Below are 14,448 nucleotides of genomic sequence, written 5' to 3'. Positions count from 1 at the left end.
GATGGCCATAGCCTCTGGTCCACCGCCTGGGTGCGTGATCCGTCAACCGAGCTTCGGGCCAGAACGGTGGGCAGTTCGCATCGAACTGCCGCACTCGTGGCTTCGCTGGTCAGATCACTCGGACCTGGCGTCCAGTACTTCCCCGAAGGCTTGCCAGCTCGTGCCGGCCCATCGCTGCAACCGCATCTGCGTCCAGATCATGTTCTCGGCGCTGGAGGTGTTGACCTTGATGCCGGGCAGCGCAGTTGGAATGACGAAGTCCTTCAGGTTCTTGGCCTGCGCAAGAATATTCTTGCGGGACAAGTCGCTCCCGCATTGTTTTAGAATCTGCTCGAGCACGATGCCTTGCTGATAGCCGGTCAGATAGCTGCCATTGGTGATGTCGGCGCCCGGCAAATACTTGTCAAAGAATGCCCTGTAGGCCTGCATACCCGGGTCGTCTTTCCATGCCGGATCCAGAATGTCCTTGTTGGTCGTGCCGACGATCACGCCGACCGATTTGTCGAGACCGGCCGGTGCGAGCGTGCCTCCGACCGAGCTGGATGGAAAATTGAGGATTACGGTCGCCTTCCAGCCGATCACCGCGGCTTGCCGGATGGCCTGAGCGGCGAACTTCGGCGTGCCGGCGATCACGAGGGCATCCGCACCGGAGCTCTTCAGATTGACCACCTGTGAATCAATCGTCGGTTCGGTAACCTCATAGGACGCAGTTACGACCTTTCGGTCGAAATCCTTACCGAGAAACGCCCTGAAGGCGTTGACATAGTCTTTGCCAAGGTCGTCGTTCTGATAGAGGATGGCATACTTTGCGTTTGGCAATGCCCTCGTCAAATATTTGGCGTAGATCTTTCCTTCGGTGTCGTAGCTGACAAGACCTGTCGTGGTCAGCGGGTAGTTGGCAATATCCGTGAACTTGGATGACCCGCTCATAATTGCGATGCTGGGCACCCCTTTCGACCTCAGGTATTTAGCCGTAGCGGAGATACCGGGAGTGCCGAGCTGGCCGAACATGAACGACACTTCGTCGCTCTCAACGAGTTTGCGGACATGCTCCACCGCCTTAGGAGGGCTATATGCATCGTCATATGCGATGTAGTTAATCTTGCGACCGTTGATGCCGCCGCGGTCGTTGACCGACTGGATATAGGCCATAACTCCCCTGCCCACGAGACCGATCGACGACGCCGGTCCGCTAAAGGGAAAAACGCCGCCGATCTTGATCTCGGTCGCTGTAATTCCGGGCTCTTCGGCCGCGAATGCCGGGCCGCTCAAAAGCAAAGCCAAAGCCGCCACAATCTTCCATTTCATCGACATTTGATCTCTCCATACCCGTACCCCTGCCGGTACGAGTTCTCTTTTGTCGCGTGCCATTAGTCGCCCCTCATCACTCCGAGGAGGCATCGAGTACTTCGCTGAAAAGGTCCCAGCGCGTGCCGGTCCAGCGCTGAAGCCTCATCTGCGTGTAGTTCATGTTGATCTTGTCACTCGTATTGACGCTGACGCCGGGCAGCAGTGTCGGCAACGCCACATTCTTCAGGCTCTTCGCCTGCCTGATGATGTTCTCGCGGGACAGATCGTTGCCGCACTGCTTGATCAGCTGTTCGAGCAGCATGGCCTGCGTATAACCGAAGAGGTAATTGCCGTCGGCGATATCGACGCCCGGCATGTACCTGTCGATGAATGCCCGATAATTCTTCATCCCTGCGGTGCTATCCCACTGCGCATCCGTCGGATCCATCAGGATGGTCCCGACTATCACCCCCACCGACCTTTCAAGGCCTGCCGGCTTAAGGGTCGCGCCAACCGAACTGGAGGGGTAGTTCAGCAGGATTGTTGGCTTCCAGTCGATCTCGGCCGCCTTTCGGATTGCTTGCGCAGCAAACTTTGGCGTTCCCGCCACCAGCAATGCTTCGGCGCCTGAGCTCTTCAAATTCACGACCTGAGAATCCACTGTCGGATCGCTGATTTCATAAGCGATGGCAGTTACTTTCTTGTCGAAATCGCCCTTCAGACTCGCCTTGAAAGCGTTGACGTAATCTTTGCCGAGGTCATCGTTCTGATAGAGGATGGCATATTTCGCATTCGGCAGCGTCTTGGTCAGGAATTTGGCGTAGATCTTTCCCTCCGTGTCGAAGCTGACCAGGCTGGTCGTCGTCAGCGGAAAGTCCGTCACGTTCGTGAACTTGTTCGACCCCGAGACGATGCCGATAGCCGGCACTCGCTTCGACATCAGATATTTTGCCACCGCCGTATTACCGGGCGTGCCGAGTTGGCTGAAGATGAAGGCAACCTCATCGCTTTCGACGAGCTTGCGAACATGCTCTACGGCCTTGGGCGGGCTGTAGGCGTCATCATAGGCAATGTAATTGATCTTCCGTCCGTTGATGCCGCCGCGGTCGTTGATCGACTGGACATAAGCGAGAATCCCTCGGCCGACCAAGCCGATCGACGAAGCGGGTCCGCTGAAAGGAAAGACCCCGCCAATCTTGATCTCAGTCTGTGTTAACCCCGGCGCGTCAGCGGCAAATGCGGATGATCCCAGCGCCAAAAGCATCAGTGCGAAAGCAGCTTTGAACAATTTGAGCATAGCGTCCTCCCTGTGAACAGCGGAGTGCGCGCCCCGGCGGGGCCCGCGATCCTGCAAACCGCGGCCATTGTTCAGCCGTCTTTCCGTTAATCTACAGTTCTTTTTTAGAACTCGTCAAGCCGGCTTCGAGAAGAATTGTCCCGCGTATCCGTACGGAAGCAAGCCAGTAGGGAGACTGGCGTCTCCGGTTGAGCTCGCGCAAGAATCCCAATTGACCTTTGAAGCGCGACCGGCTTACGCTGCTATCGGCATGGGGGTGGACCGGGTCGTTACTGAATGACTCGTCAAAGGGGACGGGAAGTCCGTGCAGCCTTGAAATCGTTCTTATATGGAACCCGCTATCCGCGGCCGTCTGAGGACGATAGAGCTACCGCTTCTCGACCTTTTCGGGAGTGATGATCTGGACCTGTACAGGGGCTGCAAAGCACTTCACCGCCATGCGGCCAAATGCTCTCATGTGGTCGCTCTTGGAATGCAGAGGGAGGCAGTCGGCCGACTGCCACTGTTCGACGAACACGAGCTTGTTCGGATCGGTGGTACTTTCGAACAGCTCATAGGAAATACATCCGTCTTCCTTGTGGGTGGCGGCGATGCAATCCTTCGCGGCGGAAAACAACTCCGCCTTCATTTCTGGCTTCACCGTGAGCGTTGCTATCACGTAGACCATCTCGTCTATAGTCCTCTCTTGACGCGGAGATCCCGCACCTCCTTCATCTACTTGAAAGCCGCGAAGGTTCCGCCCGAGGTAGCGAGGCGATGTAACAGCGGCACCGGCCGCAGTGTTTCGTCCTTGTCCAGTGCGGCCATAAACGCCAACCGCTCAGCCACGACGGGGAGGCCTATCTGGTCCGCAAGAAAGATCGGACCGCCGGTCTGGGGCGGCCAGCCGTATCCATAGAGCCAGACCAGATCGATGTCGCTCGCCCGCTCCGCGATCCCTTCCTCGAGAATTCGTGCGCCCTCATTAATCATCGGGTAGATCAGTCGTTCATGAATCTCGGCGTCGCTGATCTGGCGTCGCGTGATGCCTAGCTTGCGACTGGTATCCACGATCAAGGCCTCTACGTCGGCATCCGGAATCGGCGTTCTGGATCCAGCATCGTACCGGTAGTACCCCGCTCCGGTCTTCTGACCGAATCTTCCCGCTTCGCACAACGCATCCTCGATCGGAGATGTCTCGCCACTATCCTTGCGCGATCGCCAGCCGATATCGAGACCTGCCATATCCCCCATGGCAAAAGGCCCCATCATTCCGAACCGCGTCGCGACAGCGTCAACCTGCTGCGGCAGCGCCCCGTCAAGCAACATCTTGCGGGCCTGGAGCAGGCGGACCACGAGCATTCGATTGCCGACAAAGCCGTGGCAGACGCCCACGACGACGGGAATCTTCCCGATGCGCCGCGCGACTGCAGCGGCCGTGGCCAGCACGTCCGGCGACGACTTTTCGCCACGCACCATCTCGCACAGCTTCATGACATTCGCCGGGCTGAAGAAGTGCATCCCGAGTACGTCTTGGGGCCGCTTCGTGACCGCTGCAATCGCGTTGACGTCGAGAAAGGAAGTATTTGTTGCGAGAATCGCCCCCGGCTTTGCAGCGGTATCAAGTTCGGAGAAGATCTCCTTCTTTATCTGCATGGTCTCGAATGCCGCCTCGATGACGAGGTCGGCCTCCGCAGCGTGCTCCAGGCCCACGGCACCGGTTATCAGTCCCAAGCGCTTGGCGACGGTGTCCGAAGACATCGCCGAGCGTGCTGCGGTCGCCTCGTAGGTTTTCCGTATGGTACCAAGGCCACGGTCGAGCGCATCCTTTGCGATTTCGATCAGCTTCACCGGGATGCCGGCGTTGGCAAAGGACATGGCGATGCCGCCACCCATCGTGCCTGCGCCGATGATCGCGACCGAGTTGACTTTCCGCGGGCGTGTGCCGGCCTCGAGACCAGCGATCTTGTTGCTGCTGCGTTCCGCGAAGAACACGTGACGCAGTGCTTTAGACTGATCGCCGCTTCTCAACCGGGTGAACAGCGTCCATTCCCGCCGGATCGCTTCATCGAACGGTACGTCCAGGCACCACGCAACGGCTTCCACGCAGGCCGCCGGGGCTTCGAGCCCGCGATTGCGCTTCATCGCTTCAGCCGCCGCCTTCGTCAGGATGCTTCTGTCAGCGCGCGCCGCTTGCAGCATGGAATCGTCATCGCGCAGCGAACGCAGGGGACGGCGTTCGGACAGAACTTTCTGCGCAAAGGCAACACCCGCCGCCACTGGTTCCCCTTCGAATATTTGGTGGACCAGCCCAAGCTGCAGCGCCTCTTCCGCGCCGATCGGATCGCCGGTCACGATCATTTGCACAGCTCTCGCCGGTCCGATGGCACGCGGCAGACGTTGCGTACCGCCACCACCCGGGATCAATCCAAGTTTGACTTCCGGTTGCCCGAGCTTGGCGTCGCTCGCCGCAATACGGAAATGGCAGCCCATCGCAACTTCGAGCCCGCCGCCGAACGCGACGCCATGAATTGCGGCGACGACAGGTTTGGACCGGTTCTCGAACAGGCGATTGATTTCGTCGAGACTGGGTCCCTCGATCTTCTGGTCGAACTCGCGAATGTCGGCCCCGCTAATGAACGTGCGGCCGGCGCAGGCAAGCACGACGGCCGCATACTGCGGATTGTCCAGCACCTCCCGCATGGCGTCGCGCAGACCTTGGCGCACCAGCGAACCGAGTGCGTTCACTGGCGGGTTGTCGACCAGAAGAACGGCCACAGTGCCGTGTTTCTCGATAATAACAGGGCTTGTCATCGGCTATCTCCTTTAGGATGGGCGGTGCGCTCGGATCCGCCCAAACCGCTTGCGCGGCACCGGCTGGTTGGCAGCTTGGTAGTTCGGCTTGGTCAGTGCTGGCCACAGCGCATCTGGCGAGCGGCTATTCAACATTGAATTGAGTGCGCGCCAGCAAGGGCCGGTGGGCGAGCTGTCAGACAGCCATGATGCCGCCGTCCACTGCCAATATCTGACCGGTAATGTGCTTGCCGGCGTCGCTGGCGAACAGGATGATCGCCCCCTTCAGATCGTCTTCATCACCGATGCAACGCAGCGGAACACCCTCAGTCAGCTTTTCGAGGCCAACCGCCTTAATGGTTCCGGCCGTCATTTTGGACGGGAAGAAACCGGGAGCGAGCGCATTGACCGTAATGCCGTACTGACCCCAACTGCCCGCCAATGCGCGGGTGAAATTGACAACCGCCCCCTTACTCGTGTTGTAGGCAATCATCTGCGGCTCGCCAACGTGACCCCGCAATCCGGCAATCGACGCCATGTTGATGACGCGCCCGTACTTGTTCGGAATCATCGACCGCTTCGCGACCTGCTGGCTCAACACGAACAGGGAACGAATATTGAGATTCATCACCTTGTCCCATGCTTCGACAGGATGATCCTCTGTCGGAGCTCCCCAGGTGGCGCCGGCATTGTTCAAGAGAATATCGATCCTGCCAAACTTGCCCAAGGCTTGGTCGACCAACCGCATGATATCGTCATCCTTGGAATTGTCGGCCGCGATAGCGTCCGCCTGATATCCGAGCTTTGAAAGATGTGAACACGCCTGCTCGAGATCGGCGGCTTTCCGCGACGACAAAATCACCTTGGCGCCTTGCTCGCCCAATGCCTCGGCGATCTGCAAGCCCAATCCACGCGAGCCGCCCGTTACGAGCGCGATTTTTCCCGTAAGATCGAACGCCTTCTTCACGCTGCCCATGAGCGATCCCTTTCATAGAGTTCCTCTTCATAGCCGGACACGCACCGCTGTTCCCGCAAGACCAGCCAGGTTTGCTTGCACAATCACCTGGCGCTTTGGATGAACAGCTCAATCAATGCAATGATGGTGTCCGGTGCGTCTTCCTGGCTAAAGTGTCCCGCATGCGGGAGCTTAATGACCGGCGCGTCAGGCCATATTGCTTTGAAATCAGAGATCTGGTTCTCCGGCGCAATCGCTCGATCCTTCATGCCGACCGCAAGCATCGCGGGTTTCGACTTCAGCTTTTGGAGAAGCGGAACGCCCTCCTCGAGGTATGGAATGATCCGACCAAGCAAAGCGTCGAGCGGAAACTCAATTGCCCCGACGCAGTCCTCCTTCGTCGGAAAGGCCGAGCCGAAGGCTGCAAGCCAATTGGAATCCACCGCCGACAAATTCTCCAAACCCTGCGTCTTCATGATGCTGAGGATATTCACGTCCAGGTGCCCCAACACCTCCCCGAGCGTGCCGGCTTTGTGATGCTTCAGGATGAGCTGGAACCAGGGCGTCGACCCCGCGGAGGTCTTTCCATAGCCGGCCAACGTGTTGAGGAGAAACAGGCGCCTGACGCGGTGCGGATGTCGTAGCGTGAACGCTGAGCCGATCAGCCCACCCCAATCCTGCAAAACGAACGTATTGTTCTTGAGATCGAGCGCTTCGATCAGCTTGGTCAGGTTGTCGACATGAGTCCTCAGCGAATATTCTCGACCCCGAGGAGTTTCGCTCTTGCCGAAACCCATGTGGTCAGGAACGACGACTCTGTGCGTGGCGGAAAGCGGAGGGATGAAACGTCGATAGAGGTAACCCCAGGTGGGCTCCCCATGCAAACAAACGATGGGATCGCCGGTCCCCTCGTCGACGTAATGCATCCGAAAGCCGGCTCCCTCAAAAAAGCAGGGTTCGAAAGGCCAAGTTCCACCAAAGGTCTCGCTGGCGGCAATCATGACAAGTCATCGCTCCTTCGCATCTGCTCGAACGCACCTATTCCGCGATGGCAAAACCACCTTTGGCGCGCTCAGTGCCTCGGCAATGTGGCGACCAATCCAACGCGAGCGGTGCGATCTTCGTAAGATCGGACGCCTTGCGTGCTGCCCATGAGTGACTCCTTTTCCTTGCCGAACTGGTCACGGCGCAAGCGACTAACGTCCCTCGAAGACCGCGGCACGGCGTTCGACGAAGGACTGGATGCCTTCCATCATGTCCTGACTGTTGAAGACACGGTCCTTGATTTTGGGGATGTAGTCGATCGCAGCTCGTTCAGCGGCCTCGATGTACTTCAACGCAGCTTCTTTGGTGACCTGGATTCCGATCGGCGCGTTCTTGGCAATGGTTTGCGCCAGCTCCATCGCACGCTCGATTTGCTTTCCCGGATCGACCACTTCCTGCACGAGGCCGATCTTGTGGGCCTGCGCAGCATCGAACTCGTCGCACAGGAACAGGTGGTACATTGCATCCCCCCAACCGGCCCGGGTCAGAAAGCGGAAGTGCGCACCGCCGAGCGGCGCAATACCCCTCTTCGACTCCATCTGGCAGAATCGACTATTTGAGGCAGCGACGACAATGTCTCCGGCAAGCATCATTTCGATGCCGATGGTGTAGACGATGCCCTGCACCGCGGTGATAACCGGCTTGCGGCAACGCCCCTTGAGGGCGAACACGTCGATGTTGTCAGCCGGGATATCGATCCTTTCGGCCTTCGGGCCGAAGAATTTGGGCATGTCGAGGCCGGAGGTAAAGTCGCTGCCCTCGGCGCAGACCACGCCGGCCCAATAATCGTCATTGCGGTCCAGCAAGGTCATCGCATCGGAGATCTGCACCATCATCTGAGGGGTGAACGAATTTTTCTTCGCTGGATTGTCGATGATGATTTTCAGCACCCGCCCGTGAACCTCAGTGCGGATCCGACCCAGCGCGGGCTTCTGCTCGCTCATTTGCTTCCTCCACGCAGCGCTCGACACCTGAGGGGATAATGGCTCACCGCGGCGCGCTCGACCTGGTCACATGACAATTTGTGCTCGACGCCGGCTACAGCATTCTTGTGCCTGCCTTATTCAGGAATGAATTTCACGATGGAGATGCCGACGCTTGATCCGGACCCGCTCTTGATTAAGAACAGCTCTAGCAACTGAGACAGGTTAGGCATTGACTGCACAGCTATCGAGGCACTAGGCGGTGACCCACTCCGCGAGATAGGAAACACTAAGCCATTCCGCGACAAGGCCAGGCTCGTCGGAGCTCCCGATCTCGACGACGACCTCCGACTTTGTCATGAATTCGTTTGTGCCGCGGGCGGTCACTTGCATCAGCTTGAACCTCGCCCGTCCCTGGCTTTCCGAATGCACTGGCGTCGCGAAACGAATTTGCCACTTGATCTCGGGCAAGCCGGCGAAGGCCATCGCGCGGAAACATATGGAAATTCACCCGAAGGCTGCTTATCCTCGCGCGAGATTCTCCTGAATGAAGGCCATCATCCAGAATTCAGGTCTGGCGGCCGACATCCAGATCGTCAATTGCAATTTCCTGGAGCGACACAGGTGGGACACTCACAGGCGGAGAAGGCAAGAAGCCGGGAGCGGATCCTGGATGCGGCGGCCCTGCAGCTCAGGGAACTAGGATTGGCGGGCATCAGTATTAGCGAACTCATGAAGTCCGCGAGACTAACCCATGGTGGCTTCTACGGACATTTCGAGTCGCGTGATGATCTGATCGCCCAAGCGCTCGATCGGGCTCTCGCTGACGGCGACGCATCGGCAATCAACGCCGCGAGCGCCAAAGGGCCGCGTACGCTCAAGTCTTTCCTAAACGCCTACCTTAGCAAGACACATCGCGATGATCCGGCATCCGGATGCGCCGTTGCTGCTCTCGCCGGCGACGTCGCCCGCGCCGATTCGCGGACGCGGGACATCATGACGGCCTATCTCGAAAAATCCCTCGACAACATCGCTATGCTTATCGGCGACGAGGACGCGACCGAGTTCGCAATTTCGGTGATGTGCACGATCGTTGGCTCGATGACTCTTTCCCGCGTGATGAGGGAAAAGGAAACATCGAAGAAGATTTTGCTGGCAGCGCGAAGGTCGATCCTCGACTACGCTGAAATACGCCGTTCTTCCCGCCCGTAACCGGTGCTGGCCCATTCATCGGGTCCTTGCACAGGAGCTGATTGCGCTCAACGCAGCCGGAGTTCCGTGGCGTGGAGAATCGCGCACGCTCCTGATAAGGACAGCTTAATGCGGTCACGCAATGCGCTGCAAAGGCCTTCGAGGCCGTTGCTGCCCCAGAAACCATGCACGAGACGCTGCAAACTCTGTTTCGAGAAGCCGGCGGACCTGCCCTGTCAACTTGCGCAGATCGCTCTCGCGCCGGCGCAACAGCCAGAGATCCATTAACGATGATTCCTGAGGGAGAACACGCACCAATCCCTCTGCAAGAGCGAACGGCACCGCCAGGAATGCCAGCCCCAGTCCCGCCGTAGCGGCAGAAAGATGGTTTGCTATCGACACTTTCAATGAGGCACGGGCATCTCCCGCAGCCTTGAACTGCGTGAGAAGAAGCATTTGTCCGGAACGCTCGCCCTGAAGGCCGGCAAAGTCAGCCGAACTTCCGATAATTTCATGCTTGTCGAGGTCCGCAATGGATCGCGGCGCCGGATGCTCGGCCAGATATGCTTCGGATGCGAACAAGCCGAACGCTACCGTCGCTACCCGCCGACCTACTAGCTCGTTGTCGCCCGGATGCCCCATCCGGATGACAAAATCGAGGTCGCTTGCGGCAAGATTTTGCTTGAGAACAGTGGAGAATATCTCGAGGCTGATCTTGTCGTTGAGTGCGCGCAGCTTGTTCACGCGAGGCAACAACCAGTGCTTGGTCAGGCCTTCGGTAGCAGAGATCTTGATGGAAAAGGACCTGTCGCCGGCACGCGATGACAGATCCCGTTGAAACAACTCGAACGACCGTACGATAGCAGCCGCCGACAGACGGAGTTGTTCGCCTTCCTGTGTCAGCTTGACACCGGAGGACACTCGAAAGAAGAGCGGAGCTCCGATATGGCGTTCCAGCTCCTTCAACCGGCGACTGAGCGTCGGCTGGCTCATACCCAATTCGCGAGCGGCGCGATTGACACTGCCGAACCTCGCGACGGAAGAGAATAATCGGAAGAGATCCCAGTTTGCCTCCGCTACGCGTCCCCTCCGCGACGACTGCTGGTTCTGACGGCTTCCATGTTCGGTAGCCGCCTCGAGGTTCAGGCAAGCGTTGTCTGCGGAAGATTCCGTCAAAACCTCGGCCGTCATCGCCATTCCCTGGAACGCAGCGCACATCTGCTCCATGCCATATGGGCAATGTTGGTTACCGTAGTTGCCGGACCACGGCGCCATTCTGCATGACACGTATCATCCAGAATAAGAATGCTGTTCATCATGCAAAACGTCAAGACCAATTTCATGAGTTCGGTGGGCTACATCGAGGATTTCGCTGAGCGAAGCGGCTGAACGGGGCGCTCACTATCGCGTAGCCTGGTGGCGGCGCTCTTAACGCCGTTACCGTGATCAGCGACAAAGCTGGTGTCGACGGAGAAGCGCGGGCCTTCGAGAAATTCTTTCATCGCGAGGCACAGCTGTCCGGCCGGCACAACGGGAAAGGGTATCGGCCAACAAGATCGGCCCAGTCGCGGACCGAGCTACATGTCACATCATGCTGCCCGGCATGAAGCAGCGGACCCGCGGGCGACCGTCGATATAATACTTCCACACCATGGTCCGCCCGATCTTGTTCGGCTGAGTGACAACGGCGCCGTCAGGCACCATCACCCACTCATGGTCGATGCGCACACGATAGTGCCCGTGATGTGATTCCCAATCGACGTCGGCAACAACGTATCCATCCGCGTCCGAGCAGCATGGCCCGAATTCGCTGTGGTCGAACCATCCTTTCAACGGTGAATTGGCGTAGCGTCCATCATCACGCGCCGGTGCGGATGTAGTCAGCATGATCAGGGTCAGCCACGCGGCGCGCTTCATGGCAGGAATTCCTCGTCTGCCGCCGTATACACATTGGCGTGGCGCAGGACAAAGTCGTAAACGCTGAGCGGCGGCGTGCCAGTGACCTTCTCCACATCCGACGTCAAGCGGTTATATCGATTCTGCTGTTTAAGAAGAGCCATTGTTGCGAGATGGGCAAGCGCATGCGGAGACAACCTGCCGCTATCCTCCAGCTGCTTGCGCCAAGGTTCCCAGGGTACGTTCACATAAGTGATTGGACGTCCGAGAGCCTTGGAGAACTCTTCAGCAACCCCGTTCATATCCTGGGAACGCGGGCCAGTCAGTTCGTATATCTTGCCGATGTGCCGGGCCGGGTCTTCGATGATCGCAGCGATCACCCGCGCAACATCTTCACTGGCGATCGGCGAGGTCTTTCCATTCCCGAAGGGCAGTCGAATTTGCTGATGCTCGCGGATTGAATTCGCCGATAACCTGAGGAAGAAGGTATCCAGGAATGAGGTCGGACGGACATGCACGACAGGCACCCCAGACCAATTCAGCGCCTGCTCCGCGAGCCAGTGCAGCTTCTGCTGTGGGCTGTCTGTGGTCGAATTGATTCCCATTTGCGAGACTGTCATTTGTGAGATGTTCACGAATGCACTCACGTTGTGATGTTTCGCGACGGCGGCGGCATTAACGGTCGCCTCGAGATACTGAGCCGACACAGTCATACCGAAGTAAATTCGCTCGCAACCCTCAATGGCGCGATGCATCGCATGCAGATCGAGAAGATCCCCGACGACAACCTCAACACCGCGTTCGGCTAGTTTGGCCGACCGAACATCCTCATTGCGCACTAGCGCCCTCACCTTGGATCCTCGTCCGATCAGTAGCTCGCACACGGCGTGACCAACCGTTCCTGCGGCACCAGTGATTAAGATCGGAGATTCCATCTTTTCCTCCTCGGACGCCCCGCGAGCTGTGCTTGGGCACGCTGGGACGAACCCAGCGCCACTGATCGAATATTGGGGCAGGCCACCTGCGGTCCGCCTACATTCGAGAAATCAAGACGGAAAACATCGACCGAAGGCCTGCAGGAGCCTCGGTGAACCGCGGAAGCGAAGCTTTCTGCGCAGCAGCAGCCAGGGCAACTTCACCTCTTTGCGCAGGAAGCTCAGCCAAGCGTCACTATCGGCTGTCATGGCGAAATCCGCCGCACCCTGACGACCGTTGGTGACCTTTATCGTCTTGTTCCTGATTTCAACGGTCACTTCCGCGGGTTCGCGGCCCACGAACGTGAAATGAAACGTCGCATTAAGGCCGGCAGAACGTCCTCGCTGAAAGACTAATGTAAGCGATCTCAGAAAGGCAAGAATCGAACGTATGTTCGAGAGTCCGTTGCGGACGCGCTTGATCGGCTTGTGCGGGAAGCGGCGGGGCACGTAGGCTTCGGCGTCCGATCCGGCGACGACATAGACTGTCTCAACCTTTTCGCTTAGGGGTTTGGCTACCTCCTCCATGTATTGCTTTCGGTCGGCGAGATAGGGACCAATCACATCTTCGCCTGCAGGACACACCGCCATACAGTAAGCGGCTTTGTAGTTCGCACCAAAGGAAAGGCTTTGCCACATTGAAGCCGTTTCTGCCGGCGTGAACCTGTCCCGATAGGCACGCGAATCCCGACTGTCGGCGATCCCATTCACCCAATCGGTGAAACCGCCTGCGAATTCGCGATAGTTGTGCGTGTAGCAGGCCGCGAAATCAAAATTCCCGTCCGGTGCGATCGCACCGGTGGGACAGGCGGAAACGCACAGCTTGCATTCCAGACAAGGGCTGTAGTCGAGTGGTCGCGAATAAGCACTGATCTCAGCGTCCAGCAAAACGGTCCCGAGAAGAACAAAGTTGCCGAACCTAGGATGGATGACGTTGCGATGAATGCCCATCCTACCAAGGCCGGCCGCTTCGGCAATCGGCTTGTGCGATACCAGCCATTGCTTGCCCGCGCCGAAGCGGTCCATTTCCATGGGAAAACCAACGGCAGCCGCATTGATCGCTCGAACGCCGATGGCCTCCAACCTACTGACGATCTCTCGAACGACGTCGTCGGTCTTGTGAACAACGTGGTGAAACTCGATGTTTGCGATGGACCGCATTGGAGTTCGGATGTTCTCGCGATTCATCCGGCACACAATGCTGATGATCGACTTCGTGCGGGGAAACACGCCGATGATATCTGCGCGGTGCGCGGCGATATCTTCGCGATCGACTTCGACGAAGCCTACGTCGTCCGCCCCAGCCTCCAAACACAATGACCGGAGCCGATCGGCGTCCAATGTGTGCGGCCGCGACGCTTTTGTCTCAGCTCGATGCGCTACAACGGTTGGATGACTCGCTAAATCGACCACACACCAGCTCCCTCATCAGCAGGTCCAAATCGGCTCCGATCTCGCTCAAATCAAAATGTCTGAACAAACTTAGTCACTTGCAAAAAACTAGTCAAGTCTGGTAATAGACGAGGAACGACTCATAGGGAATGACCGCGCGTTGTCCGCGGGACCTCAACTCTGCCAATAGTGTTGGGAGCTCCTGAAGAGCAGACGGGCGCCATCGTCGTTTTCTCAATCGCTGGAGCATTCGCAATGCAATTGACCGTCAATGGCAAGCGGCACGACTTGGACATCGAACCGGAAATTCCGCTTCTTTGGGTGCTTCGGGATGAACTCGGCATTACGGGACCGAAGTATGGCTGCGGCGCCGGGCTTTGCGGTGCGTGCACCGTGCATGTCGACGGTGCGGCGGTTCGTTCCTGCTCGATCAGTGCTGGCGAGGTTCGCGGCAGCGTCACGACGATCGAGGGTCTCGGAACGCCGGCAAACCCACACGTGGTTCAGCAGGCTTGGATCGAGCACCAAGTTGCGCAGTGCGGCTATTGTCAGTCCGGCCAAATGATGACTGCAGCAGCCTTCCTGTCGAGAACCCCCGATCCGTCTGAGACCGATATTGCCGACGCTATGAGCGGAAATCTTTGCCGATGCGGAACTTATCCTCGCATCCACAGCGCCGTCAAAACTGCAGCCCAGATGATGAAAGGGAAATAG

The 14,448-nt window shown here is 58.1% G+C and carries 14 protein-coding genes; 2 read left to right on the top strand and 12 right to left on the bottom strand.

What is annotated here, in order from left to right; all coding sequences use genetic code 11:
• Nucleotides 1-114: 114 nt before the first annotated feature.
• The 8 genes from V1273_RS10085 to V1273_RS10050 all read right to left on the bottom strand — a co-directional run bounded on the left by V1273_RS10085 (nt 115) and on the right by V1273_RS10050 (nt 8,674).
• Nucleotides 115-1,314 (bottom strand): ABC transporter substrate-binding protein, encoded by a 1,200-nt coding sequence (locus tag V1273_RS10085; protein WP_334409478.1) that lies wholly within the window; start codon nt 1,312-1,314, stop codon nt 115-117.
• A gap of 70 nt (nt 1,315-1,384) precedes the next feature.
• Nucleotides 1,385-2,587 carry an ABC transporter substrate-binding protein gene (locus V1273_RS10080; RefSeq protein WP_334412188.1) on the bottom strand — a complete coding sequence of 401 codons (1,203 nt, stop codon included), beginning with the start codon at nt 2,585-2,587 and terminating at the stop codon, nt 1,385-1,387.
• Between the two features lie 367 nt (nt 2,588-2,954).
• Nucleotides 2,955-3,254, bottom strand: a complete 300-nt coding sequence (locus V1273_RS10075) for a putative quinol monooxygenase (protein ID WP_334409477.1) — start codon at nt 3,252-3,254, stop codon at nt 2,955-2,957.
• Nucleotides 3,255-3,301: 47 nt separating this feature from the next.
• The gene (locus V1273_RS10070; protein WP_334409476.1) at nt 3,302-5,380 is read right to left on the bottom strand and encodes a 3-hydroxyacyl-CoA dehydrogenase NAD-binding domain-containing protein; all 2,079 of its coding nucleotides are present in this window, start codon (nt 5,378-5,380) and stop codon (nt 3,302-3,304) included.
• A gap of 175 nt (nt 5,381-5,555) precedes the next feature.
• Complete coding sequence (locus V1273_RS10065; RefSeq protein WP_334409475.1) at nt 5,556-6,335, bottom strand: SDR family oxidoreductase; 780 nt, start codon at nt 6,333-6,335, stop codon at nt 5,556-5,558.
• Between the two features lie 83 nt (nt 6,336-6,418).
• Nucleotides 6,419-7,315 carry an alpha/beta fold hydrolase gene (locus V1273_RS10060; RefSeq protein WP_334409474.1) on the bottom strand — a complete coding sequence of 299 codons (897 nt, stop codon included), beginning with the start codon at nt 7,313-7,315 and terminating at the stop codon, nt 6,419-6,421.
• Between the two features lie 195 nt (nt 7,316-7,510).
• Entirely contained in the window at nt 7,511-8,302 is a 792-nt protein-coding gene (locus tag V1273_RS10055; protein ID WP_334364334.1) for a crotonase/enoyl-CoA hydratase family protein, read from the bottom strand.
• A gap of 234 nt (nt 8,303-8,536) precedes the next feature.
• A complete protein-coding gene (locus V1273_RS10050) occupies nt 8,537-8,674 on the bottom strand; it encodes a hypothetical protein (protein ID WP_334409473.1) in 138 nt (45 codons plus the stop codon).
• A 33-nt stretch (nt 8,675-8,707) separates the two neighbouring features.
• Between V1273_RS10050 and V1273_RS10045 the strand changes: the two genes are divergently transcribed.
• Nucleotides 8,708-9,493 carry a TetR/AcrR family transcriptional regulator gene (locus V1273_RS10045; RefSeq protein ID WP_334409471.1) on the top strand — a complete coding sequence of 262 codons (786 nt, stop codon included), beginning with the start codon at nt 8,708-8,710 and terminating at the stop codon, nt 9,491-9,493.
• 114 nt (nt 9,494-9,607) lie between these two features.
• Here V1273_RS10045 and V1273_RS10040 read toward each other — a convergent pair whose 3' ends face one another.
• The 4 genes from V1273_RS10040 to V1273_RS10025 form a co-directional block, all read right to left on the bottom strand.
• A complete protein-coding gene (locus tag V1273_RS10040; RefSeq protein ID WP_334409469.1) occupies nt 9,608-10,663 on the bottom strand; it encodes a LysR family transcriptional regulator in 1,056 nt (351 codons plus the stop codon).
• Between the two features lie 393 nt (nt 10,664-11,056).
• The gene (locus V1273_RS10035) at nt 11,057-11,389 is read right to left on the bottom strand and encodes a hypothetical protein (RefSeq protein ID WP_334409467.1); all 333 of its coding nucleotides are present in this window, start codon (nt 11,387-11,389) and stop codon (nt 11,057-11,059) included.
• A complete protein-coding gene (locus V1273_RS10030; protein ID WP_334409466.1) occupies nt 11,386-12,303 on the bottom strand; it encodes an NmrA family NAD(P)-binding protein in 918 nt (305 codons plus the stop codon). The genes V1273_RS10035 and V1273_RS10030 overlap by 4 nt, the downstream gene beginning before the upstream one ends.
• 111 nt (nt 12,304-12,414) lie before the next feature.
• Nucleotides 12,415-13,755 (bottom strand): SCP2 sterol-binding domain-containing protein, encoded by a 1,341-nt coding sequence (locus V1273_RS10025; RefSeq protein ID WP_334409465.1) that lies wholly within the window; start codon nt 13,753-13,755, stop codon nt 12,415-12,417.
• Between the two features lie 234 nt (nt 13,756-13,989).
• Here V1273_RS10025 and V1273_RS10020 point away from each other — a divergent pair, with 234 nt between their 5' ends.
• Complete coding sequence (locus tag V1273_RS10020; protein WP_334364340.1) at nt 13,990-14,448, top strand: (2Fe-2S)-binding protein; 459 nt, start codon at nt 13,990-13,992, stop codon at nt 14,446-14,448.

Origin of the sequence: Bradyrhizobium sp. AZCC 1721 (assembly GCF_036924715.1) — a bacterium.
Classification (GTDB): Bacteria; Pseudomonadota; Alphaproteobacteria; order Rhizobiales; family Xanthobacteraceae; genus Bradyrhizobium.
The sequence above is the reverse complement of the archived record's forward strand: the minus strand, read 5'-3'. Positions and strand labels throughout refer to the sequence as shown.

Coding starts and splice junctions, on each gene's coding strand:
- V1273_RS10085 (WP_334409478.1), bottom strand. CDS start 1,314: ATGTCGATGAAATGGAAGATTGTGGCGGCTTTGGCTTTGCTTTTGAGC.
- V1273_RS10080 (WP_334412188.1), bottom strand. CDS start 2,587: ATGCTCAAATTGTTCAAAGCTGCTTTCGCACTGATGCTTTTGGCGCTG.
- V1273_RS10075 (WP_334409477.1), bottom strand. CDS start 3,254: ATGGTCTACGTGATAGCAACGCTCACGGTGAAGCCAGAAATGAAGGCG.
- V1273_RS10070 (WP_334409476.1), bottom strand. CDS start 5,380: ATGACAAGCCCTGTTATTATCGAGAAACACGGCACTGTGGCCGTTCTT.
- V1273_RS10065 (WP_334409475.1), bottom strand. CDS start 6,335: ATGGGCAGCGTGAAGAAGGCGTTCGATCTTACGGGAAAAATCGCGCTC.
- V1273_RS10060 (WP_334409474.1), bottom strand. CDS start 7,315: ATGATTGCCGCCAGCGAGACCTTTGGTGGAACTTGGCCTTTCGAACCC.
- V1273_RS10055 (WP_334364334.1), bottom strand. CDS start 8,302: ATGAGCGAGCAGAAGCCCGCGCTGGGTCGGATCCGCACTGAGGTTCAC.
- V1273_RS10050 (WP_334409473.1), bottom strand. CDS start 8,674: ATGCAAGTGACCGCCCGCGGCACAAACGAATTCATGACAAAGTCGGAG.
- V1273_RS10045 (WP_334409471.1), top strand. CDS start 8,708: ATGCACTGGCGTCGCGAAACGAATTTGCCACTTGATCTCGGGCAAGCC.
- V1273_RS10040 (WP_334409469.1), bottom strand. CDS start 10,663: ATGACGGCCGAGGTTTTGACGGAATCTTCCGCAGACAACGCTTGCCTG.
- V1273_RS10035 (WP_334409467.1), bottom strand. CDS start 11,389: ATGAAGCGCGCCGCGTGGCTGACCCTGATCATGCTGACTACATCCGCA.
- V1273_RS10030 (WP_334409466.1), bottom strand. CDS start 12,303: ATGGAATCTCCGATCTTAATCACTGGTGCCGCAGGAACGGTTGGTCAC.
- V1273_RS10020 (WP_334364340.1), top strand. CDS start 13,990: ATGCAATTGACCGTCAATGGCAAGCGGCACGACTTGGACATCGAACCG.